Source organism: Clostridium sp. AM25-23AC (assembly GCF_003435125.1).
Classification (GTDB): domain Bacteria; phylum Bacillota; class Clostridia; order Lachnospirales; family Lachnospiraceae; genus Pilosibacter; species Pilosibacter fragilis.
The window spans coordinates 32,276-54,825 of sequence record NZ_QWGI01000002.1; the positions used below are offsets into that span (position 1 = coordinate 32,276).

Sequence of the window (22,550 nt, forward strand, 5' to 3'; positions counted from 1 at the left end):
GAGTTTCCGGATGCCTGTTTTTGTATAAGAAATCAAAATTTATTCAGCAGATGGACCATCGGTCGGGACAATAACGATATTGATGTCCGGGATATTACAGGACGCTGTGATGCTGGCATTGGATATCCGGAGGAAGATTTTCTGAAAAACTTTGCGGGTTTTAAACTCTGCATTTAAAGGTCGAAAATAAATGTAGGAATGCATCAGGTGTGCATCCGCTGCATAAAATAGAACGATATTCAATCGAGCGAGGAAATTATGGCACAGGGATATTTGCAGGTGGATGTTGTGTCGGACGCGAACAGTTTTCCGGTACAGGATGCGGATATTGTGATTGCAAGGACGGAGGAACCAGATGAAATTATTGAGGAGACGAGAACGAACAGTTCCGGACAGACGGAGAATCTTCCATTAAATGCACCACCAGTAGAGCTTTCATTGTCACCGGAGGAGACGGAGCGTCCATATGCAGAATACACGATCCGAATCACGGCACCGGGATTTGAGCCATTTGTCGTTTCAGGAACGGAGGTTCTGGCGGACGTGACGGCGATCCAGGGGATTCGTTTGCGGCCTCTTTCGAATGCCTCGGCCGGAGAGCAGATAGAGACCGTGACGATTCCGGATCACACACTTTATGGTGATTACCTTCCCAAAATCGCGGAGAGCGAGATCAAGCCAGTTGTAGAGACAGGTGAGATCGTTCTGTCCAGAGTGGTCGTCCCACAGACGGTCGTGGTACATGACGGAGTTCCAACGAACACGTCCGCAGCCAACTATTATGTCCCGTATCGGGATTATATCAAAAACGTAGCCTCCAGTGAGATATACGCGACCTGGCCCCGCTCCGCGATCGTCGCGAATGTGCTGGCAATCATGTCCTTCACGTTAAATCGTGTCTATACGGAATGGTACCGCAATCAGGGATATGATTTTACGATCACATCATCAACCGCGTATGATCATAAATGGATTTATGGGCGGAATATTTTTGAGTCCATCTCTGTCGTGGTGGATGATATTTTTGATAATTATCTTTCGCGCCCGGGAGTGAAACAGCCGATCCTGACACAATACTGCGACGGGCGGAAGGTTCGGTGTCCGGGGTGGATGACGCAATGGGGCAGCTGTGAGCTCGGAGAAGCGGGGTACAGTCCCATCGAGATCCTGCGGAATTTTTATGGAGATGATATGTATATCAATACGGCAGAACAGATCTCCGGCATCCCGGCATCGTGGCCGGGATATGATCTGAAGATTGGTGCCACCGGTGATAAGGTGCGGCAGCTGCAGGAGCAGTTAGATGCAATCTCCAGCGTGTATACCGCAATTCCGGATATTTCCCCTGATGGGATCTATGGTCCGGCTACCGCGGAAGCTGTTCGGAAATTCCAGTCGATTTTTGGACTTCCCCAGACCGGAGTGGTAGATTTTGCTACATGGTATAAGATTTCCCACATATATGTGGGGATTACAAGGATTGCGGAATTATCGTAAATGAAATATGGATAGAAAGTGATATGTTGCCGGACATGGTGACAGGAGATGCCTGCCGATTCTGTCACCATGAATTCAGGAGCAGGCTATCGCAGGACGGAGAAGTGAGGATTAACTGATACGATGAATAAAATGCAGTCAGAAGTCAAGAGACGGATATAGATATGTTGAAACGGTTGTCGGAAAAAAGAGAACGATTTCCTCGGATTTACCAGAAAAATCCTTGTAGAATCCACAGAAATGTGCTATGATATGAGTGTCAGAAAAATACATGCGCAGATATGGTTCATCGGTAGAACGCTAGCTTCCCAAGCTGGAAAGGCGGGTTCGATTCCCGTTATCTGCTTCCATCGGGGGATCCTTAGAAATTAAGGATTCCCTTATTTTATGCGGTTTTGCGGGATTTCCGGAATAAGCTTATCCTTTCGAATAAGAGGGGAGAAGTGGCGATTAAGATGGGGAGACGGGCAACGGCGGACAGCGCGAGGAAGGAATATGAGAACTTTATGAAGGCGGCATAAGTTTTTCCTGTTTTCCGTTTTCAAAATGTTATAGTGTAACCTGAAGCCAAGGGCATACAGCCGGCGGCTTCCTACACCTTCCCAAAATGCGTGTGACGTCTGGTCCCCCCCTGCTGGGCGTCAATTATCGGAATGTAGCTTAATGGGTAAAGCAGCGCAGTTAATGACTCTTTGCGGAGCGATCGAGGTTCGAATCCTCCCATTCCGATTTGCCTGGTTTAGGGATCTCCATCCAGACATTCCAGGTAGCATGAGGCATCCTTGAAAGGGTGACTTTTTAAATGCTTAAGATTTTCATAAATTAGCACTCACCAATTGACAGTGCTAGCAAAAGGTGCTATGGTTATGTAAAACAGCATTAGGACGTGTCAAAAATAAAAAATGTCAAAGGAGAACAATTATATGCCTAAAGTAGAGTATGTAGAGAAAACAATTTTTAGCTTAGAGGGAGTAAATGTAGATTTTATAAAAGATGGAAAAAATGTAAGAGATGATGCGTCTCTTCCGAAAAATTATAAAATTGGAAAAGCAACTAAAAATTCAGCGAATGTCACTTTTTTAATTAACAAGTTACAAATGCAATTCCCTGGATATGATTTTATCGTATATGACGGAGAAGGGAATCGGGTTAGAGGAAATATGCTACTTGGAAATGTTCGAGATACATATTTGGAATAAAAAATATTTAGTTTTTAACAAGAATCAGCAAGAAATTTCCCACCTCTATAGGTGGTGAGATGAATTGCTATCTCTTGCATAGTGCCATAGTTGGCATGTAAATATCAGATTATTGCACATAGCTGTGCTGTGTATTGTAAACATGCAGGTTATCCGCACTATTTCAGAAACAGCGGGGAAAAACTGGCGAAAGCGCAGAGAAAACTGAGTCATTGCCGGAAGGGGAGCAATCGTTACAAAAAACAACAGAAAAAAGTGGCGCGGATCCATACGCATATCGCTCACCAGAGAAAAGATTATTTGCATAAGGAATCAAGAAAGATAACCAATTTCTATGATATCGTATGCATCGAAGATCTGGATCTGAAGACGATGAGTGGGGAACATCATTTTGGAAAAAGTGTCCATGATAACGGCTGGAGAATGTTCACAGATTTTTTGCAGTATAAACTGGAACGGGAAGGGAAGAAACTTGTCCGCATCGACCGCTGGTATCCCAGTTCCAGAACATGCAGTTGTTGTGGAAAAATAAAACATGATCTGAAACTGGAAGAGCGGGTATATCTTTGTAACTGCGGAAACCGGATGGACCGTGATGAAAATGCGGCGATTAATATCTGCCGGGAAGGCCTGAGAATATCCGGGATCATATTAGAAAAAAGCGAAAAAGCATCATAAAAAAATATCAGCCAAAAAGAACCGTGGGACACACGGGGATCGCTCGTGAATGCTTTGCCCAACGGGGCAATCGAACGAGAAGCCCCCACTTCAAGCGTGAGCTAAGTGGTGGGAGTATGTCACTGTCTAAAATTACAACTTATAATGTTGCATGAGAGATGTGAAAACCTTCCTGTGGGGCGCACAGAAGCTCAGAGCGGTATTCTACACGCAACACATCTCAGGCCAGACCATTATAACAGTATTATACGATGCGGCGTTATTATAATCAGACAGGAGATGACTCCGAAGAAGCGATTCTTCAGATCGTGAACGACATCGACTACATGCCGGATGATTGGAGCATTAAAGGAATGAAGCCAACGATGTATGGAATCGGATTCGCTGGCATGGATAAGGTTGATAGAAAGGCTGTGGAGTATGTAAAATAGCATAATATGATGAGCCGCTGTTACGCTGATTCGGTGCGTAAAAATCAACCACAGTATATTGGATGTACAGTGTGTGAAGAATGGCATAACTTCCAGAACTTTAAAGCATGGTTCGACAAGTGGAATGTGGAAGGTTACGAACTGGATAAAGACATCCTATTTAAGGGTAACACGGTATACAGTCCAGAGACATGCTGCTTCGTTCCAGCAGTGATTAACTCATTGTTCATAAATGCGAAAAATCACCGTGGAGATTGTCCTGTAGTGGTATATAAGGATTCCAAGAACGGTAAGTACAGAGGATGCTTTTCTGCAGGCGGCAAGCGGGTAAAGCTGAAATACTGGAACACACCGGAAGAAGCGTTTACAGAGTATAAAACGGTCAAGGAGAAGATCATAAAGGAATACGCAGAGCGGTACAGAGGACAAATTGATGAGAAGGTCTACAACGCCATGATGGAATGGGAAATTGAGATCACAGATTAGTGAGATAATATCAATTTTGGCGATAATTGTAGAAAAACAAAAATAACTGTGCTATACTATCGAAATCACATGATCCGAGGTAGAAATAGTGAAGTTATATCATGGAACGAATTATAGTTCAGCCGTTAGTATATGCAGTAATGGGATAGATTTAAGGTACAGCAAACCGTATTTGGATTTTGGACCGGGATTCTATGCGACACCAAGCTATCATCATGCTGCATTGACTGCTGTTAGAAGGACAGATAAAATCAACCAATGGAATAGAAGAAAACAGAAAGATTATAAATTTGAAGAACCATATATAGTACAATTCGAATATATACCTTTACCAGAACTGGAATTAAAGCTGATTGCATTTCCACGGCATGGAGCTGAATGGGGAGCATTTGTTCTTAATAACAGACTAACTTCAGAAATTTTATCACAATATGGCATAGAGAATCATAATCAAGATTGTAGATATGATATTTGCATTGGCGAAATTGCAGATGGTACAATAGTCAATATAGCGTATCAGGTCAATAGTGGAATACTGCTTCCGAAAAACGTAAACTATGAGAAATTTTTGAAGAAAAATGATGAATCATATGGACAGCAATATTCATTTCATTCGAAAAAATCTATTAGTTGCATTATTGGCTTGAGCTGTGATATAATAAAAAATAAGGAAAGATATATAAAATAATGATGGAAAGAGGTGAAAGATATGAACAATACTGAAATTAAAGAATTTAAGAAGTATGTACGAGAGACATTAGTGAAAAAATATAATATGACTGAAGTGGAAGCTCATCGAGCGGTGAGAGATTCGTATCTTTCTTCAGCATTGCAACGCGACAAAGATTATGTAGAGCATGATACAGTAGAAGAGTGGGCGGATTTTATCTATGATGAAGTTCATGGAGAACATTTAATGCAGATGTAATTAAGAAGCTATAAATTTGAGGGCATATCAGATGGGAATAATTCCTGTCCGGTATGCCCTTTTTTTACGATTTTGATTTTCAGCAAAGTCAGTTCCTTTTCATGGCTTTTATCAGATTCAGCAGTGCGTCAACTTCTGGCTGTGTGAGTCCAGAAAGGTCGAGTTCCTGCTTACGTTCAATTCCGAGTAGAAAATCCGTAAAGCTCAGAGCGGTATTCTACACGCAACACATCTCAGGCCAGACGAAGAAAGGAGCTCTATGTTTGGAACAGTGACAAGATATTATGAAGATAAAGGATATGGAGTCAGAGATATAAAGGGGATTCGCGAAGAAAAAAATCTGGGAAGGAAAACGAACCAGCAGCTTCACAGCCTGCCATATGCCCGTATCTATATGCAGTTAGAATATAAGCTTAAAATGCAAGGGATTCGCCTGATAAGACAAGAAGAAAGTTATTCTAGTCAATGTCCGCCACAGTCAGAAGAAGTATCGCGCATTTATGCAGAGAAAAAGAATCGGAAGAAGCGCTGCATCTACATTGTAGATACCGTGATCTACAATGCAGACGCAGTAGGTGCTTATAACATCTTAAGAAAATATCATGCCGTATCCGGCGAAGAAATTGATATGCCCGTAACCGGGCTGAAGAATCCAGAAATAATAAAAGTAGCTGTGTAACCCATTCGGGTAGCAGTAAGGGTGTTATGGACGCACCTCTGAAACTACGAAGTTATGCTTCGTAATCAGATGCTCGGTAATTCAATTGCCGATGTAGTTCACATAGTGTCACAAAGGACGATAGAAAATCCCTTATCGCACGTTGACAAGACTTCCACAAGCCGTTCCTGAAATTATGGAAACATTCCCGGATGTCAGGCAGTTTCCGCTGCCACAGTTATTTGTACTGCAGTTTCCACCAGCACAGGAATTCGTACCGCAGTTTGTTCCGAAAGAGCAGTTGCTTCCCTTGGATTCGGCTGTACAGCCGCTGCTGCAGATATTTCCGGCTGCCCCATTAGGGTATCCTTTTCCCAACAGTGTATAGAGATCGATGGCATTTCTGCTGGAGATCACGCAGCCGCCCTGCATCTGGATCGCGGAAACAGCGCTGGTGCCGGTGTATCCGCAGTTGTTTTCCGGACGGAAGCCGGTCTGACAGGAGCGGGCTACGGCGAAGGATGCGAAAGGCATTGCGAGTGTCATCATGGTGGAAACTGCGAAAGCAGTCATAATCTGTTTTTTCATGGTAAAACCTCCTGTTATGTAAAAATGTTACAAAAATGTTACAAGAAGGATTCTACCATAAAATTCCGCACATAGAACTGGGAATGACTGGTAATGCGAGCCCCTACTTTTCAGCCGCCGACGTCCGGTCTTTTTTAATCAGCTTCCTCATTGCCTCCACCGCTGTAACAACAGCGGCTTCCGTATCATAGACCTGCGGATCCTCAAGTCCCAGCTCCCGTCTTGTCTGGTTCGCGATCACGAGCATCACGGAACCGGTGCGGACGCTGCGGACGCTGCCGACGATGAAGAGGGCAGCGGACTCCATCTCGGAGGCGAGGGCACCGCATGCAATCCAGGCCTTCCATTTGGAGTTTAATTCATCTGCCACAGGCATGGAATCCGGGGAGTGCTGTCCGTAGAAGTTGTCCTTGCACTGGACGACGCCGAGGTGATGGCGGTAGCCGAGTTCCTCAGAAGCTTCCTTTAACGCAGTAGTGACATCGAAATCCGGAACCGCCGGATACTCGATGGGTGCATACTCCTTTGTGGTCCCCTCAAAGCGGATCGCACCGGTGGCGATCACGAGATCTCCGCCAAGAACGTCCTTCTGCATGCCGCCGGATGTCCCAACACGGACGAAGGTGTCCGCACCGCAGTGGATAAGTTCTTCGACCGCAATGGAGGCGGACGGTCCGCCGATTCCGGTGGAGACGACACTGACTTTTTCTCCATCGAGATAGCCGGTGTAGGTGGTGTATTCCCGGTTCTGGGCGATCTTTACCGGGTTATCGAAATGTTTCGCAATCTTCTCACAGCGCCCCGGATCGCCCGGCAGGATCACATAGCGTCCCACATCCCCGGTGCCGACGCCGATGTGGTATTCTTTCCCCTTTGTATAGACAAGTTTACTCATAAGCTGCCTCCTCACATAAGAAGTTTATAAGCAGGAAAAATCATTCACAGCCGATTTTCGGAATAAGAAAGGTACCTTCCGCCTGTGTCAGGGCTGTTTTTCAAATTTTTCCTTTATTAGTATTCATTTTACCATTTTTCCTCAATAGAGACAACTCTTTATAATATCTGAAAAGATTCTTGAAAAATTTCAAAAAACCAGTTGAAAAATCTCTCACCGCATGATAGAATAGTGAAAATTTGGGCTGAAATAAATTTTCAATCCCAGATAGGAAACGAACACGAACACAGAAGAAAGGGTGGCGTCATGAAAGCATATTTAATACTGGAAGACGGAACCGTGTTTGAAGGAACAAGCATCGGCTCTACCAGGGAAGTAATCAGTGAAATTGTTTTTAACACATCCATGACCGGTTATTTAGAAGTCCTTACCGATCCGTCTTATGCGGGACAGGCAGTGGTAATGACTTATCCGTTAATTGGTAATTACGGTATTTGTAAAGAAGATATGGAATCCGGAAGAGCATGGCCGGATGGTTATATTGTCAGAGAATTATCTAGGATCCCCAGTAATTTCAGAAGTGGGGACACGATTCAGCATTTCTTAGAAGAACAGGATATTCCAGGTATCAGTGGTATCGATACAAGAGCCCTCACAAAGATTTTAAGAGAAAAAGGAACCATGAACGGCATGATCACAACGAACGGATCTTTTGATCTGGAAGAAGTGAAAGAGCGGATCAGGGCGTATAAGGTAACAGGCGTTGTATTAAAGACAACTACAAAAGAAAAATACGTTCTTCCGGGTACCGGAAAGAAAGTCGCACTCATGGACTTTGGAGCAAAGAAGAATATCGCCAGAGAGTTAAATAAGAGAGGCTGCGAAGTGACCGTATATCCGGCAGATACTCCTGCTGAGGAAGTCTTAAAGACAAACCCGGATGGGATCATGCTTTCCAACGGCCCTGGAGATCCGGCAGAGAACACGGAGATCATCAAAGAAGTCAGAAAGTTTTATGAATCCGATGTTCCTGTTTTCGCCATCTGTCTCGGACACCAGCTCATGGCTCTTGCCACAGGCGCAAATACATATAAGTTGAAATATGGACACCGCGGCGGAAATCACCCGGTAAAAGACCTTGAGACGGGTCGCGTCTACATTTCCTCCCAGAACCACGGATACGCGGTAGACGAGCACAGCATGAATCCTGAGGTTGCCGTGCCGGCGTTCGTGAACGTGAACGATAAGACGAACGAGGGATTAAAGTACGTGGGCAAGAACATCTTCACCGTCCAGTACCACCCGGAAGCATGCCCGGGACCGCAGGATTCCGGATATCTGTTTGACCGCTTTTTACGCATGATGGAGGAGGAAAGATAATGCCTAAGAATCCAGAGATCAAGAAAGTACTTGTAATCGGTTCCGGTCCGATCGTTATCGGCCAGGCCGCAGAATTTGACTATGCGGGAACGCAGGCCTGCCGCTCCTTAAAGGAAGAGGGCATTGAAGTCGTTCTCTTAAACTCCAACCCGGCAACAATCATGACGGATAAGGATATCGCGGACCGGGTATATATTGAGCCGCTGACGACTGAGGTTGTTGAGCAGTTAATTAAGAAAGAAAAACCGGACAGTGTCCTCCCGACCCTTGGAGGTCAGGCCGGCTTAAACCTTGCGATGGAACTGGAGGAGGCCGGTATCTTAAAGGCAAACAACGTGCGCCTTATCGGTACAACAGCCCTCACGATCAAAAAAGCCGAAGACCGTGAAATGTTCAAGGAGACAATGGAAAAGATCGGCGAACCGGTGGCTCCGTCTGAGATCGTTGAGGATGTGAACACAGGTCTTGCTGTTGCAAAAGAGATCGGTTATCCGGTCGTTCTCCGTCCGGCTTATACCCTTGGCGGCTCCGGCGGCGGTATTGCCTATAATGAGGAGCAGTGCGCAGAGATCCTGGAGAACGGACTCCGTTTATCCCGTGTGGGCCAGGTTCTTGTAGAGCGCTGCATCGCAGGATGGAAAGAGATCGAGTACGAGGTAATGCGTGATAGTGCCGGCAACGTGATCACCGTCTGCAACATGGAGAATATCGACCCTGTGGGCGTACATACCGGTGACAGTATCGTTGTTGCCCCGTCCCAGACCCTTGGAGATAAAGAGTACCAGATGCTCCGTACCTCCGCGCTAAAGATCATCACAGAACTCGGTATCACCGGTGGCTGCAACGTACAGTACGCACTTCACCCGGAGAGCTTCGAGTACTGTGTAATTGAGGTGAACCCGCGTGTCAGCCGTTCCTCCGCCCTTGCGTCCAAGGCGACAGGATACCCGATCGCGAAGGTTGCCGCGAAGATCGCCCTCGGCTACACCCTTGATGAGATCAAGAACGCTGTTACAAAGAAGACCTACGCAAGCTTCGAGCCGATGCTCGACTATGTGGTAGTCAAGATGCCGAGACTTCCCTTCGATAAATTCATCAATGCGAGTCACAAGTTAGGAACCCAGATGAAAGCGACCGGAGAGGTCATGAGTATCTGCACAAGCTTTGAGGGCGGCTTAATGAAAGCGATCCGCTCCCTGGAGCAGCATGTGGACTCCTTAATGTCTTACGACTACAGCGGACTCACAGATGAACAGTTAAAAGAGCAGCTTCACAACGTGGATGACCGCCGGATCTGGGTCATTGCGGAGGCACTCCGCCGCGGCTTCGATTACGAGCTGATCCATGATATCACGAAGATCGATATCTGGTTCATCGATAAATTAATGATCCTCGTTGAGATGGAGAATGCCTTAAAGAAAGCCGGGAAGAACCTCGACGCGGATCTTTTAAAGGAAGCAAAGCGCATCGAATTCCCGGATCATGTGATCGCGAGACTCACTGGTCTCACGGAAAACGAGATCAAGGAGATGCGTCATGCAAACAGCATCCGTGCTGCCTTCAAGATGGTAGATACCTGTGCGGCTGAGTTTGCAGCTGAAACTCCATACTATTACTCCTGCTTTGGAAGTGAGAATGAGGCAGAGGGCGAGACTGAGAAGAAGAAGGTTCTCGTCCTCGGCTCCGGTCCGATCCGTATCGGTCAGGGTATCGAGTTCGACTTCTGTTCCGTTCACAGTACATGGGCCTTCGAAAAAGAGGGCTTTGAGACCGTCATCATCAACAATAACCCGGAGACTGTCAGCACAGACTTCGACATCGCGAATAAGCTGTATTTCGAACCGCTGACTCCGGAGGATGTGGAGAGCATCGTTGATATTGAGAAACCGGACGGAGCAGTTGTCCAGTTCGGTGGACAGACAGCCATCAAGCTCACAGAGGCTCTGATGAAGATGGGAGTCCCGATCCTGGGAACCGCTGCCGAGGATGTTGACGCCGCTGAGGACAGAGAACTCTTCGATGAGATCCTTGAGCAGTGCCAGATTCCGAGAGCGAAAGGACAGACTGTATTTACAGCGGAAGAGGCGAAAAAGGCAGCAAACGAGTTAGGCTATCCGGTACTCGTTCGTCCGTCCTACGTTCTTGGCGGACAGGGCATGCAGATCGCGATCTGCGATGAGGATATCGACGAATTTATCGGCATCATCAACCGGATCACTCAGGAGCATCCGATCTTAGTTGATAAGTATATCATGGGTAAGGAGATCGAGGTCGATGCGATCTGCGACGGTACCGATATTCTGATCCCGGGTATCATGGAGCATATCGAGCGTACCGGTATCCATTCCGGCGACAGTATCTCCGTATATCCGGCGAAGAGCATCACCGAGGACAACAAGAAGACGATCGTGGAATACACAGAGAAGCTCGCAAGGGCGCTCCATGTCAAGGGAATGATCAACATCCAGTTTATTGTGAATGATGAAGGTGTATTTATCATCGAGGTCAACCCGCGTTCCTCCAGAACCGTCCCATATATCAGCAAGGTAACCGGAATCCCGATCGTACCGCTGGCAACCCAGATCATCTGTGGTCACACGATCCGGGAACTCGGCTACACACCGGGACTCCAGAAAGAGGCAGATTACTACGCAGTGAAGATGCCGGTATTCTCCTTCGAGAAGATCCGCGGGGCTGATATCAGCCTTGGACCGGAGATGAAATCCACAGGTGAATGCCTTGGTATTGCAAAGACCTTCAACGAAGCTCTTTACAAGGCTTTCCAGGGTGCAGGTATCAAGCTTCCGAAGTATAAGAACATGGTCATGACTGTCCGTGATTCCGATAAGGAAGAGATGCTCGACATCGCTGCGAGATTCAAGGCACAGGGTTACCGTATCTTCTGTACCGCAGGAACCGCAAAGTATTTCAATGAGCATGGCGTAAAGGTCATTCCGGTAAGAAAGATCGAGCAGGAGTCTCCGAACCTTCTTGACCTGATCCTTGGACATGAGATCGACCTTGTCATCGATATCCCAGCACAGGGCGCAGAGAGAAGCCATGACGGCTTTATCATCCGCCGGAATGCGATCGAGACAGGCGTTACCGTTCTCACTGCGGTCGATACTGCGAGAGCGCTTGTGACAAGTATGGAAAATCGTGCAAAAGAACTTACACTGATCAATATTGCTGAAATCTGATATTGGTAAAAAATAGAAGAGCAGCCCGTTTCACGCTGAAGTGAGATGGGCTGCTTTTTACGTTGCCCCAGCAGCGTATGCCGGAAATGTATGCCGGAAATTTGAAAGAGGTGACGCGCTATGCAAAAAAAGAAATATTAACGCTTTATCAAGATGAATATATGCATTGATAATGTATAAAACATTGAAAAAACTGCATGAAACAATATAATTATGCACCGAATATTGTATAAAATGCATAATCTGTAAAAAAAACATAAAAAAGTGCTTTACAAAAGAATAATTATACATTATAATGCGTATCAACATCACACATGTGAGACATAGAAAAAGATAGAAACAAAGAGGAGAGGATCGATTATGAAGAAGAACATCGTTTTAGCTATGACAACAGCAGCGGTCATTGCTGCTCTTACAGGATGCGGAAGCTCCAAGACCACTGAGACAACGGCAGCAACAACAACGGCAGCCGAGACAACAACAGCCGACGCGACAACAGCGGCTGAATCAAAGGAAGCGGATAAGACAGATGCAGCAGCTGCAGCGGAAGGTTCCTTAAAGGCACTTGAGAATGTAGATCCGAATGGCCATCTCGGAAAAGTTCTTGCGGCAGGAAAGATCACAATGGGAACATCCCCTGATTTCGCTCCGTGGGAATTCAAGGATGTCAGCAGTGGAACAACCGAGTATGTCGGTGCCGATGTGGAGCTTGCAAAATACATCGCTGAGAAGCTTGGCGTAGAACTTGAGATCAAGCCGATGGAGTTCTCAGCAATCCAGCAGGCAGTTACTTCCGGAAACATTGATATGGGTATCTCCGGCTTCGCTTACACAGATGAGCGTGCAGAGGCTATGGGACTTTCCGAGCGTTATAATGTAAACACGAAGAAAGGTCAGGGCCTTTTAGTTAAGAAGGAACTTGCTTCCCAGTACAATACAGCAGAATCCTTCGCAGGCAAGAAGGTTGCTACCCAGAACGCAACCTTACAGAACAAGCTTGCTACAGAGCAGCTTCCGTCTGACGTTCAGATCCAGTTAGTGACAAATATAACAGACGGTGTTATGATGTTAACAACAGGCAAGGTTGACGCACTCGCTGTATCCGGTGATAACGGTGAATCCCTTGCAAAGACATATGATGATATCGCAATGGCAGATTTCATGTTTGACTATTCAAGTGAAGGTAACGTTATCGCGGTCAAGAAAGGCGATGATGATCTCTTAAATGCGATCAACGAAGTGATCGTTGAAGTTAACGAGAAAGGTCTCTATGAGCAGTGGAGAGAAGAGGCGGTTGCCCTTGCTGAGAAGCTCGGTATCGAGACGAACTAATTTCGGAGCAGATCGTTTCGTTCCGTGATGGAAGATCTGCGAAGGCCGGAATTGGTTTTCACTTCAGGTTACAGAAAATACAGAGCTCGGTCTTTCCGGTGAAGATGCCGGAAAGACCTTTGTCTGTTTTCAAGTTTATCTACGAAAGGAGTTTTCCAGATGGAGTTTCTTAACGTCATGTTAAAAGTCTGGATGAAGTACTGGAGCTTATTCTTACAGGGTCTTGGAATGACACTGTTTATGGGTCTCCTCACTGTCCTCATCAGTACCGTTTTCGGTTCTCTGATGGCACTGATGCGCCGCAGCAACGTGGGCATCGGAAAATTTAAGCCGCTCCGGCTGATCGCTACCGTTTATGTCGAAATTATCCGCGGTACGCCGATCCTGCTGCAGTTATATTTCTTCTACTTTATGCTGCCGACCTGGCTTCCGTTCTTCAACTTGAGCGAGTTTACATGCGTTATGACTGCTTGCTGCGTAAACTCTACCGCTTATGTCTGTGAGATCGTCCGCGCAGGTATTCAGGCTGTCGATGTCGGACAGACAGAAGCTGCCCGTTCTCTGGGCTTAAACGCGCGTCAGACCATGATCCATATCGTTCTCCCGCAGGCAGTTAAGAATATTCTTCCGGCGCTCTGCAACGAGTTCGTAGCGATCGTCAAGGAGACATCTCTGGCGTCCACGTTCTTTATCGGAGAACTTATGACCCAGTTTAAGACCATCAACGGTCTTACATTCCGTGTACTTGAGCCGTTGACCATCGTTGGTATCATTTACTTCGGCGTGACATTTATCATGTCCAAGCTGATTGCTTTACTGGAGAGGAGGATGAACGCAAGTGAGCGCTAGTGAAAAAGAACTGATTCGTGTAGAAGATCTGCATAAATCCTTCGGCAGTCTTCAGGTATTAAAGGGTGTTACCGAGCATGTCGATCATGGCGAGGTTGTTTCTGTTATCGGACCGTCCGGCGGCGGTAAAAGTACATTTTTACGCTGCTTAAACCTTCTTGAGACACCGACATCCGGAAAGATCTATTTCGAGGGAACCGATATTACCGACAAGAATGTGGATATCAACCTGCATCGCCAGAAGATGGGAATGGTATTCCAGCACTTTAATGTATTCAATAATCTTACAGTTGGAAAGAACGTAACGCTCGCCCCGGTCCTTCTCGGAAAGAAAACACAGAAGGAAGCCGACGAGATGATGCGGGAGCTTTTAAACCGCGTTGGTCTTGCGGATAAGGAGAACCAGTTCCCAAAGAAGCTTTCTGGCGGACAGAAACAGCGTCTTGCGATCGTGCGCGCGCTGGCGATGGAACCGGATGTTATGCTTTTTGATGAGCCGACTTCCGCCCTTGATCCGGAGATGGTAGGAGAGGTTCTTCATGTTATCAAGGACCTTGTAAAGACAGGAATGACTACTGTGATCGTAACCCATGAGATGGGATTTGCGAGGGAGGTCTCCGACCGCGTATTCTTTATGGATGGCGGCGTGATCGCGGAGAAAGGCACTCCGGATGAGGTCTTCAATCATCCGCAGAACCCGAGGACACAGGAATTTTTAAGCAAGGTATTATACTGATGAAAGAACAGCGGGAAAAGCTGTTTTAACAGGAACTATGAGAAGCGCGCTTTGCGAGCTTCTCAAGTTATCGCGGCAGTCGCCAAGGTCTCATGCAAGCATGGACTTTGGCTCGTTGCTCGCGTAAGTCATATCCCGCTCAGGCAGACTTTTGAAGTCTTGCCTGGCGGGATTTTTGAAAGGAGAACATGACATGTCAGCATCCAAACAGACAGCATTCGATTATATCGACGAAAAATCCGGCGTGATCACCGACGTATCCGATAAGATCTGGGACTATGCGGAGCTTTCCCTGAGAGAGTACAAATCCGGTGAACTTTACGCAAAGGTATTAAAAGAAGAAGGATTTACTGTCGAACATCCCTTTGACAACATTGAGACTGCATTCCGCGCTTCCTACGGTTCCGGAAAGCCGGTGATCGGTATTCTGGCTGAGTATGATGCTCTGACAGGTCTTTCCCAGATCGCCGGATCTGAGACCAGAAAAGAGCTTGTCGCAGACGGAAACGGCCACGGCTGCGGCCACAACCTTTTAGGTGCGGGTTCCATGGCTGCGGCTTTTGCTATAAAAAAATATCTGGAAGAAAAAGGTGAGGGAAGCGGTAAAGTGATCCTTTACGGCTGCCCTGGTGAGGAAGGCGCCGCTACAAAAGCATTTATGGCAAGAGACGGCGTGTTCGCGGAGTGCGACGCGGCTCTTACCTGGCATCCGGGCAATGTGAATCAGGTCACTTCCGGTACCTGCAACACCTGTATCCAGACAGAGTATAAGTTTACCGGTGTTGCCTCCCATGCGGCGGGCGCACCGGACAAGGGACGTTCTGCCCTCGACGCGGTGGAGCTTATGAACATTGGCGTCCAGTTCTTAAGAGAGCATATGCCGGACAGCGCGAGGATCCATTACTCCATCACAGATGCCGGTGGAGATTCTCCGAACGTGGTACAGCCGAAGGCACAGGTCCTCTATATGGTCCGCTCCATCTGGGTAAAGGACGCGCTGGAGCTTCAGGAGAGAGTCGACCGTATTGCTCTTGCGGCATCCATGATGACAGATACAAAGATGGAGAAGAAGTTTATCGACGGCTGCTCCAATACCGTTCCGAACAAGGTCCTGGAGTCCCTTATGTGGGATAACTTCAATGATCTCGGTGTCTGCCATTACACGGAAGAAGAATTAAAGTACGCGAAAGTCCTCTACGATTCCGTTGAGATGAAGTCTGATAAGCTTCCGGGAGATGCGACGGAGGACAGCAGCGATATCTACGAATATGTTGATGAGAAGTCCAAACACGGCACAACACCGATGAATGAGTTCCTTGTCCCGTATCTCTACTATGAGAAACCGAGAATGGGATCCACGGATGTCGGTGATGTGAGCTGGTGCATTCCGACGGCGCAGATCAATACTTCCACATTCCCGGCACAGGCGCCGGGACATTCCTGGCAGAATGTCTCCTGTGGACGTACATCCATTGCCCACAAGAATATGCTGTTAGCGGGAAAGGTCATCGCGGCTACCGCGATCGATCTCATGGAGAAGCCGGATGTTTTACAGGCAGCGAAGGACGAGTTCAACAAGAAGATGAAACGTTATGGCGGCTATACCTGCCCGGTTCCGCAGGGCGCAGTTCCGGTCATCCCGGGTGAGAAGATGTAAGAGGCGACATGGCGGAGTCTCTGAAAGAAAAAGAATAGAATGACTGTAAGTCCGGCAGGACAGGGGAAGGCGGAGATACTCTGCAAAAGACCTGGCCTGCCGGGCTGTTTTATCTCAATGGGAGCTGAACGAAAAAATTTCAGAAATTTTACATATTTTTCAGTAAAAGGACAGGAATCGTGGTTCTAAAATGCCTTAAAATATGATATACTATAAAAGTATATTCTTAGGACGGAGAACAAATGTACGCCCGTGGGAATGACGGGCTGCGCCGGAAAAGGAGGCGGTCAGGTATGAATATCAGGGAAACGATGGAACAGTGGGAACGCCAGAATCTGAGTCCTTACGCGTCGTTAAGCAGTGAGACACTGGGGCGTGACCGGGAGGAACCGCTCTGCGATATCCGCCCTGCCTATCAGCGTGATCGTGACCGGATCCTGCACAGCAAGTCATTCCGGCGCCTGAAAGACAAGACCCAGGTTTTCCTCGCTCCGGAAGGGGACCACTACCGGACGAGACTGACCCATACGTTAGAGGTATCCCAGATCGCGAGAACGATCGCAAAGGCACTCCGGATGAATGAGTCCCTGACTGAGGCGATCGCCTTGGGGCATGATCTCGGCCACACACCTTTCGGACATGCGGGGGAATACATATTGAATGAGATCTGCGAGGACGGCTTCGCCCACTATAAGCAGAGCGTCCGGGTGGTGGAGATCCTGGAAAAAAAGGGACAGGGGTTGAACCTCACAAAGGAAGTCCGCGACGGAATGTTAAACCACAGAACGTCCGGAAATCCGGCGACCATGGAGGGAAAGATCGTGCGGTTCTCCGATAAAATCGCATACATCAATCATGATATCGACGACGCGATCCGCGGAAAGATCATTACCGAGCGGGATATTCCGAGAGAATACGCGGATGTACTTGGGGATACCGTAAAGGACCGCCTGAATATCATGATCCATGATATTATCAATAACAGTATGGACAGGCCATCGATCTTTATGTCCCCGGACGTAGAGCGGGCCATGCGGGGCTTGAGGGAATGGATGTTTGAACATGTGTATCGCAATCCTGCCGCAAAGGGCGAGGAGGGAAGAGCCCAGCAGCTGATCGTGACACTTTACGAATACTACCTGAAGCATGTGGACGAGCTGCCGGAAGAGTACCTGGCGATGATGGAGCTTCGCGGGGAGAAGAGAGAGCGGGTCGTCTGTGATTATATTGCCGGGATGAGCGATGGATATGCCATCGACCGGTTTGAAGAATTATTTGTACCGAAAGGCTGGAATGTCTGAGAGACGGATCCGGCGGATCTGCGAGGTTTCTGAGAGGAAAGTGCAGAGCGGTTTTGCGGAAAATACATATCGCGGGAGGGATGAAGCGTGTATTACCCGGAAGAAGTGATCGAGGAAGTACGAACAAGAAATGACATCGTGGACATCGTGTCCCAGTATGTGAATTTAAAGAAAAAGGGCGCAAACTATTTCGGATTGTGCCCGTTTCATAATGAGAAATCCCCGTCCTTTTCCGTTTCACCGGGAAAGCAGATGTATTACTGCTTCGGATGCGGAGCAGGCGGAAATGTCATCACCTTTGTGATGGAATATGAAAATTATACCTTCGTGGAAGCGGTGAAGATGCTGGCGGACCGGGCGGGGATCGCCCTGCCGGAGGTGGAATACTCAAAGGAGGCGAGAGCCCAGGCAGACTTGAAAAATACGCTCCTTGAGATCAACCGCCTTGCGGCGAACTTCTTTTATTATCAGTTAAAGCAGCCGTCAGGAAAGGTCGGATATGACTATTTTAAGGAGAAACGCCGTCTGACGGACGATACGATCCGCCACTTCGGTCTTGGGTATTCCAGTAAGGTGCCGGATGACCTTTACCGGTATATGAGGTCGAAGGGATACAACGACGATATTTTAAAAGAGACAGGTCTTTTCTTTATCGATGAGAGGGGAGCCAGAGATAAATTCTGGAACCGTGTCATGTTCCCGATCTTAGACGTCAATAACCGTGTCATCGGTTTCGGCGGCCGTGTAATGGGGGACGGGGAGCCGAAATATTTAAACTCCCCGGAGACGAAGATCTTTGATAAGAGCCGGAATCTCTACGGACTTAATTTCGCGAGAACGTCCAGGGCGAAATATATGCTGATCTGTGAAGGCTATGTGGACGTGATCGCTATGCATCAGGCCGGATTTACGAACGCTGTGGCATCTCTGGGGACCGCGTTTACGTCCCAGCACGCGATGCTTTTAAAGCGCTACACGGATCAGGTAGTCCTGACCTACGACAGCGATGGGGCGGGAGTGAAGGCGGCGCTCCGCGCGATTCCGATCTTAAAAGAGGTTGGAATGTCCATCAAGGTTTTGAATATGAAGCCCTATAAGGACCCGGACGAGTTTATCAAGAATCTTGGGAAAGAGGAATTCCAGAAGCGGATCGACAATGCCGTCGGAAGCTTTATGTTCGAAATCTCCGTGATCCGGAGCCAGTACAACATGCAGGACCCGGAGTCGAAGACAGGGTTTTATAACGCCATCGCGAAGAAGCTTCTGGAGTTTCCGGAAAAGCTGGAGCGTGATAATTACACGGAAGCCGTTGCAAGGGAGTATATGATCCCGGAGACGGATCTCAAAAACCTCGTGAACTCCATGGGCGGACTCATCGGAGTGACCACAAGGGAGCGGGAGTACGATAAGGAGCGGATCCGCCAGAAAAAGGAGAAGGAGGACGGGATCCGGAAGTCCCAGAGACTGCTTCTCACCTGGCTCATCGAGCGTCCGCAGCTTTTCGAAAAGATTCGCGGCATTATCACACCGGAGGATTTTGACGACGAGCTTTACAGAGAAGCGGCATCCATGGTCTTCGATGAATATGAAAAAACAGGAAGCGTGAACCCTGCGCAGATCCTGAATCATTTCATCGAGGGCGAGGAACAATACAGGGAAGTGGCGGCCTTATTCCACGCGAGTCTCAGCGAGTCCTTAAATAATGAGGAACAGAGGAGAGCACTCTCGGAGACCGTCAAAAAGATAAAGAAACACAGTCTGGAGGTAAAGGGAAAAACAGCAGATATCAGAGAGTTACAGGAAATCATCAGGCAGCAGTCAGCACTGGCTGTCCTGAATATCACACTTGACTGAGAGAAGCAGAAGCAAAAAGGCAGACACGAGGAACGTCAGGTGCCGGGAAGGATGGGATTATGGAGGAAAAGACACTTACATTTGAAGAGAAGTTATCAAAACTTCTGGAACTCGCAAAAAGTAAAAAGAACGTCCTTGATGAAAAGGAAGTTCTGGATGCCTTTGCGGGGGAAGAACTGACACCCGAGAAGCTGGACCGCATATACGACTTCCTGGATAAAAAACATGTCGACGTCTTAAAAATGTCGAACGATGATGATATGGATCCGGATCTGTTTTCGGAGGATGAAGATGCAGATCCGGAGGATGAGATTGATGTGGAGCATATCGATCTATCCGTACCGGAGGGGATCGGTGTAGATGATCCGGTCCGGATGTACTTAAAAGAGATCGGAAAAGTGCCGCTGCTTTCCCCGGATGAGGAGATCGAACTGGCAAAGAAGATCGAGCTCGGTGACGAGGAGGCAAAGAAGAAGCTTGCGGAGTCGAACCTGCGTCTTGTGGTGAGTATCGCAAAACGGTATGCCGGACGGGGCATGCAGCTGCTCGACCTGATCCAGGAGGGAAATCTTGGACTCATTAAGGCAGTCGAGAAGTTTGATTACCGAAAAGGCTATAAATTCAGCACCTACGCGACCTGGTGGATCCGTCAGGCGATTACCCGCGCCATTGCGGATCAAGCGAGAACGATCCGGATTCCGGTACACATGGTGGAGACCATCAACCGTCTTGTGCGGACCCAGAGACAGTTAGTCCAGAAGCTTGGCCGTGAGGCCACGCCAGAGGAGCTCGCGAAGGAGCTCGATATGCCGGTGGAACGTGTCCGTGAGATCATGAAGATCTCTCAGGATCCGGTGTCCTTAGAGACTCCGATCGGCGAGGAGGAGGACAGCCACCTCGGGGACTTTATCCAGGATAATAATGTGGAAGTCCCGGCGGATGCCGCGACCTACACGCTGCTCCACGAACAGCTGATGGATGTGTTGTCAACGCTCACTGAGAGGGAACAGAAAGTGCTGCGCCTAAGATTTGGCCTGGATGACGGAAGACCGAGGACTCTGGAGGAGGTCGGAAGACAGTTCAACGTGACGAGGGAGCGGATCCGCCAGATCGAGGCGAAGGCCCTTAGAAAACTGCGCCATCCGAGCAGGAGTAAGATCTTGAAAGATTATCTGGATGAGTAAAAAGATATGGGAAGCAGGAAAAGACCTGTGCAGGAAAAGGCAGTCAGGGATGGCCTGTCTGTGTGCTCCGGGGCGAAGTTAAACTGCCGGGAAATACAAAAAGGCGGCTGCGAAATCGAAAAGCAGTCGTGTGAAAGAGAAATGGAGAAATTGATATGAAATTATCAGAACGCCTGGAGCTGGTGCTCTCGTTTGTGGAACCTGGGGAGTCCGCGGCAGACGTTGGGACGGACCACGGACATGTTCCGGTGGAGCTTGTCAGGAGAGCGATCGTGAAGAAGGCCGTGGCTATGGATGTGCGGAAAGGCCCGTTATCCAGGGCGACGGAGAATATTGCCCTGGCTGGACTTGCGGATAAGATCGAGACGAGACTTTCTGACGGTGTCGCAAAACTTCAGCCCGGTGAGGCAGATTCTGTCGTGATCGCGGGAATGGGCGGCGAGCTGATCATTAAGATCCTGGAAAACGGAAGACATATGTGGGATTCAGTGAAACAGTGGGTCTTATCGCCGCAGTCGGAGATCTTTAAGGTCAGAAGATGGCTTTTTGAGAACGGTTTTGTGATCCGGAAGGAAGATATGGTCCTTGAAGACGGGAAGTTTTATACGGTGATGGATGTGCGGAGAGAGAAAGACGCAGATTCTGAGGGAAAAACAGTGGATCCGGATGTTTTAAGCCTTTCTGAGGACAGCCGCATGCTCTACGGCGATTATCTGATCCAAACGAAGAATCCGGTTCTTCTTACATATCTGAAGGAGGAAGAGACGAAGCTTCTGCGGTTCATCGAGGATCTTTCCGCGAAAGCGGGGGATTCCGAACGGGCGGCAGAGCGGCTTTCCGAGTTGAAATTACAGTTAAAAGAAAATCAGGAGGTACAGCATGAAATGCAGGGAGATCATTGAAATCTTAGAGACGCTTGCGCCGAAGTCCTGTGCCTGTGACTGGGATAATCCGGGACTTTTAGCGGGGCGGATCGACAAGGACGTGAAGAAGATCCTTTTGACGCTGGACGCGGATGATGCGGCGGTGGAGCGGGCGAAGGAGATCGGGGCAGATATGCTGTTAAGCCATCATCCGCTGATCTTTAAGCCGGTGAAGCATGTTTCGGACGAAGATTTTATTGGAAGACGGCTTGTGTCCCTGATCCAGTCGGATGTGTCATACTATGCGATGCATACAAATTTTGATTCGGCGCCGGGGTGCATGGCGGATATTGTGGCGGACCGGTTGAATTTTACCGATCAGAAGCCGCTGGAGGCCATGGGAGAGATTTCCGGGACGGAGTACGGAATCGGTAAGACAGGATCGCTGAAAGTGCCTATGAAGGGCTTGGAGCTCGTGCGAGAGGTTCAGAACCGGTTTGGACTTCCGTTTGTGACCGTTTATGGAAGTGAACTCTATGAGGATACTCCAATTGTGAAGGCAGCTACCTGCCCGGGGGCAGGTGGAAGTGAGCTTAAGGAGGCACTGAAGGCAGGCGCTCAGGCGTTTATCACCGGGGATATCAGCCACCATGAGGGGATCGACGCGGCGGCTCAGGGGATGATGATCATTGATGCAGGGCATTATGGGCTGGAGCATATCTTTATGGATTTTATGGAAGGTTTTTTGAAGGAGAAGCTGCCTGCTGATATTGAGGTCGTGAAGATGGCGGTGAAGTTTCCTGCGGTCGTTGTGTAGGTAATTGGCTTCGGGGA

21 protein-coding genes and 2 tRNA genes are annotated in these 22,550 nt (G+C 48.1%); 21 read left to right on the top strand and 2 right to left on the bottom strand.

Going from position 1 to position 22,550, the window contains the following annotated elements; translation table 11 throughout:
• Positions 1-237: 237 nt before the first annotated feature.
• The 10 genes from DW677_RS01365 to DW677_RS01415 all read left to right on the top strand — a co-directional run bounded on the left by DW677_RS01365 (position 238) and on the right by DW677_RS01415 (position 5,898).
• Positions 238-1,497, top strand: a complete 1,260-nt coding sequence (locus DW677_RS01365) for a peptidoglycan-binding protein (RefSeq protein ID WP_117469364.1) — start codon at positions 238-240, stop codon at positions 1,495-1,497.
• A 275-nt stretch (positions 1,498-1,772) separates the two neighbouring features.
• Positions 1,773-1,843 (top strand) — tRNA-Gly (locus tag DW677_RS01370).
• A 303-nt stretch (positions 1,844-2,146) separates the two neighbouring features.
• Positions 2,147-2,226 (top strand) — tRNA-OTHER (locus tag DW677_RS01375).
• Between the two features lie 194 nt (positions 2,227-2,420).
• Positions 2,421-2,696 carry a hypothetical protein gene (locus tag DW677_RS01380; RefSeq protein ID WP_117566355.1) on the top strand — a complete coding sequence of 92 codons (276 nt, stop codon included), beginning with the start codon at positions 2,421-2,423 and terminating at the stop codon, positions 2,694-2,696.
• Positions 2,697-2,825: 129 nt separating this feature from the next.
• Complete coding sequence (locus tag DW677_RS01385; RefSeq protein WP_181968282.1) at positions 2,826-3,374, top strand: RNA-guided endonuclease TnpB family protein; 549 nt, start codon at positions 2,826-2,828, stop codon at positions 3,372-3,374.
• A gap of 251 nt (positions 3,375-3,625) precedes the next feature.
• Entirely contained in the window at positions 3,626-3,805 is a 180-nt protein-coding gene (locus DW677_RS01390) for a hypothetical protein (protein WP_117483275.1), read from the top strand.
• Positions 3,806-4,069: 264 nt separating this feature from the next.
• The gene (locus tag DW677_RS01395; RefSeq protein ID WP_117566357.1) at positions 4,070-4,291 is read left to right on the top strand and encodes a hypothetical protein; all 222 of its coding nucleotides are present in this window, start codon (positions 4,070-4,072) and stop codon (positions 4,289-4,291) included.
• Between the two features lie 88 nt (positions 4,292-4,379).
• Positions 4,380-4,979 (top strand): DUF3990 domain-containing protein, encoded by a 600-nt coding sequence (locus DW677_RS01400; protein WP_117483273.1) that lies wholly within the window; start codon positions 4,380-4,382, stop codon positions 4,977-4,979.
• A gap of 21 nt (positions 4,980-5,000) precedes the next feature.
• On the top strand, positions 5,001-5,219 hold the full coding sequence (locus tag DW677_RS01405; RefSeq protein ID WP_117483272.1) for a hypothetical protein: 219 nt from the start codon (positions 5,001-5,003) through the stop codon (positions 5,217-5,219).
• Positions 5,220-5,478: 259 nt separating this feature from the next.
• On the top strand, positions 5,479-5,898 hold the full coding sequence (locus tag DW677_RS01415) for a zinc ribbon domain-containing protein (protein ID WP_117483271.1): 420 nt from the start codon (positions 5,479-5,481) through the stop codon (positions 5,896-5,898).
• 132 nt (positions 5,899-6,030) lie between these two features.
• Here the strand turns inward: DW677_RS01415 and DW677_RS01420 are convergent, their stop codons facing one another.
• Complete coding sequence (locus tag DW677_RS01420; protein WP_117566358.1) at positions 6,031-6,465, bottom strand: hypothetical protein; 435 nt, start codon at positions 6,463-6,465, stop codon at positions 6,031-6,033.
• 103 nt (positions 6,466-6,568) lie between these two features.
• Positions 6,569-7,360, bottom strand: a complete 792-nt coding sequence (udp, locus tag DW677_RS01425) for a uridine phosphorylase (RefSeq protein ID WP_117566359.1) — start codon at positions 7,358-7,360, stop codon at positions 6,569-6,571.
• Positions 7,361-7,666: 306 nt separating this feature from the next.
• Between udp and DW677_RS01430 the strand changes: the two genes are divergently transcribed.
• From DW677_RS01430 to DW677_RS01480, 11 genes are all read left to right on the top strand, one after another.
• Positions 7,667-8,740 (top strand): carbamoyl phosphate synthase small subunit, encoded by a 1,074-nt coding sequence (locus tag DW677_RS01430; RefSeq protein ID WP_117566360.1) that lies wholly within the window; start codon positions 7,667-7,669, stop codon positions 8,738-8,740.
• A complete protein-coding gene (carB, locus tag DW677_RS01435) occupies positions 8,740-11,940 on the top strand; it encodes a carbamoyl-phosphate synthase large subunit (RefSeq protein ID WP_117566361.1) in 3,201 nt (1,066 codons plus the stop codon). Before DW677_RS01430 ends, carB begins: the two co-directional genes overlap by 1 nt.
• Positions 11,941-12,300: 360 nt before the next feature.
• Entirely contained in the window at positions 12,301-13,272 is a 972-nt protein-coding gene (locus DW677_RS01440) for a transporter substrate-binding domain-containing protein (protein WP_117566362.1), read from the top strand.
• Between the two features lie 159 nt (positions 13,273-13,431).
• Positions 13,432-14,121 carry an amino acid ABC transporter permease gene (locus DW677_RS01445; RefSeq protein ID WP_117504653.1) on the top strand — a complete coding sequence of 230 codons (690 nt, stop codon included), beginning with the start codon at positions 13,432-13,434 and terminating at the stop codon, positions 14,119-14,121.
• A gap of 10 nt (positions 14,122-14,131) precedes the next feature.
• Complete coding sequence (locus DW677_RS01450; RefSeq protein WP_117566420.1) at positions 14,132-14,857, top strand: amino acid ABC transporter ATP-binding protein; 726 nt, start codon at positions 14,132-14,134, stop codon at positions 14,855-14,857.
• A gap of 193 nt (positions 14,858-15,050) precedes the next feature.
• Positions 15,051-16,514: a M20 family metallopeptidase gene (locus DW677_RS01455; protein WP_117504655.1), complete on the top strand. Its 1,464-nt coding sequence runs from the start codon at positions 15,051-15,053 to the stop codon at positions 16,512-16,514.
• 293 nt (positions 16,515-16,807) lie between these two features.
• The gene (locus tag DW677_RS01460; RefSeq protein WP_015554152.1) at positions 16,808-17,815 is read left to right on the top strand and encodes a deoxyguanosinetriphosphate triphosphohydrolase; all 1,008 of its coding nucleotides are present in this window, start codon (positions 16,808-16,810) and stop codon (positions 17,813-17,815) included.
• An 87-nt stretch (positions 17,816-17,902) separates the two neighbouring features.
• Positions 17,903-19,669 (top strand): DNA primase, encoded by a 1,767-nt coding sequence (gene dnaG, locus DW677_RS01465; protein WP_117504657.1) that lies wholly within the window; start codon positions 17,903-17,905, stop codon positions 19,667-19,669.
• A 59-nt stretch (positions 19,670-19,728) separates the two neighbouring features.
• The gene (rpoD, locus tag DW677_RS01470) at positions 19,729-20,853 is read left to right on the top strand and encodes an RNA polymerase sigma factor RpoD (protein ID WP_117504659.1); all 1,125 of its coding nucleotides are present in this window, start codon (positions 19,729-19,731) and stop codon (positions 20,851-20,853) included.
• A gap of 155 nt (positions 20,854-21,008) precedes the next feature.
• Positions 21,009-21,755: a class I SAM-dependent methyltransferase gene (locus DW677_RS01475; RefSeq protein ID WP_117504661.1), complete on the top strand. Its 747-nt coding sequence runs from the start codon at positions 21,009-21,011 to the stop codon at positions 21,753-21,755.
• Positions 21,733-22,533 (top strand): Nif3-like dinuclear metal center hexameric protein, encoded by an 801-nt coding sequence (locus tag DW677_RS01480; protein ID WP_117566363.1) that lies wholly within the window; start codon positions 21,733-21,735, stop codon positions 22,531-22,533. The genes DW677_RS01475 and DW677_RS01480 overlap by 23 nt, the downstream gene beginning before the upstream one ends.
• Positions 22,534-22,550 lie beyond the last annotated feature (17 nt).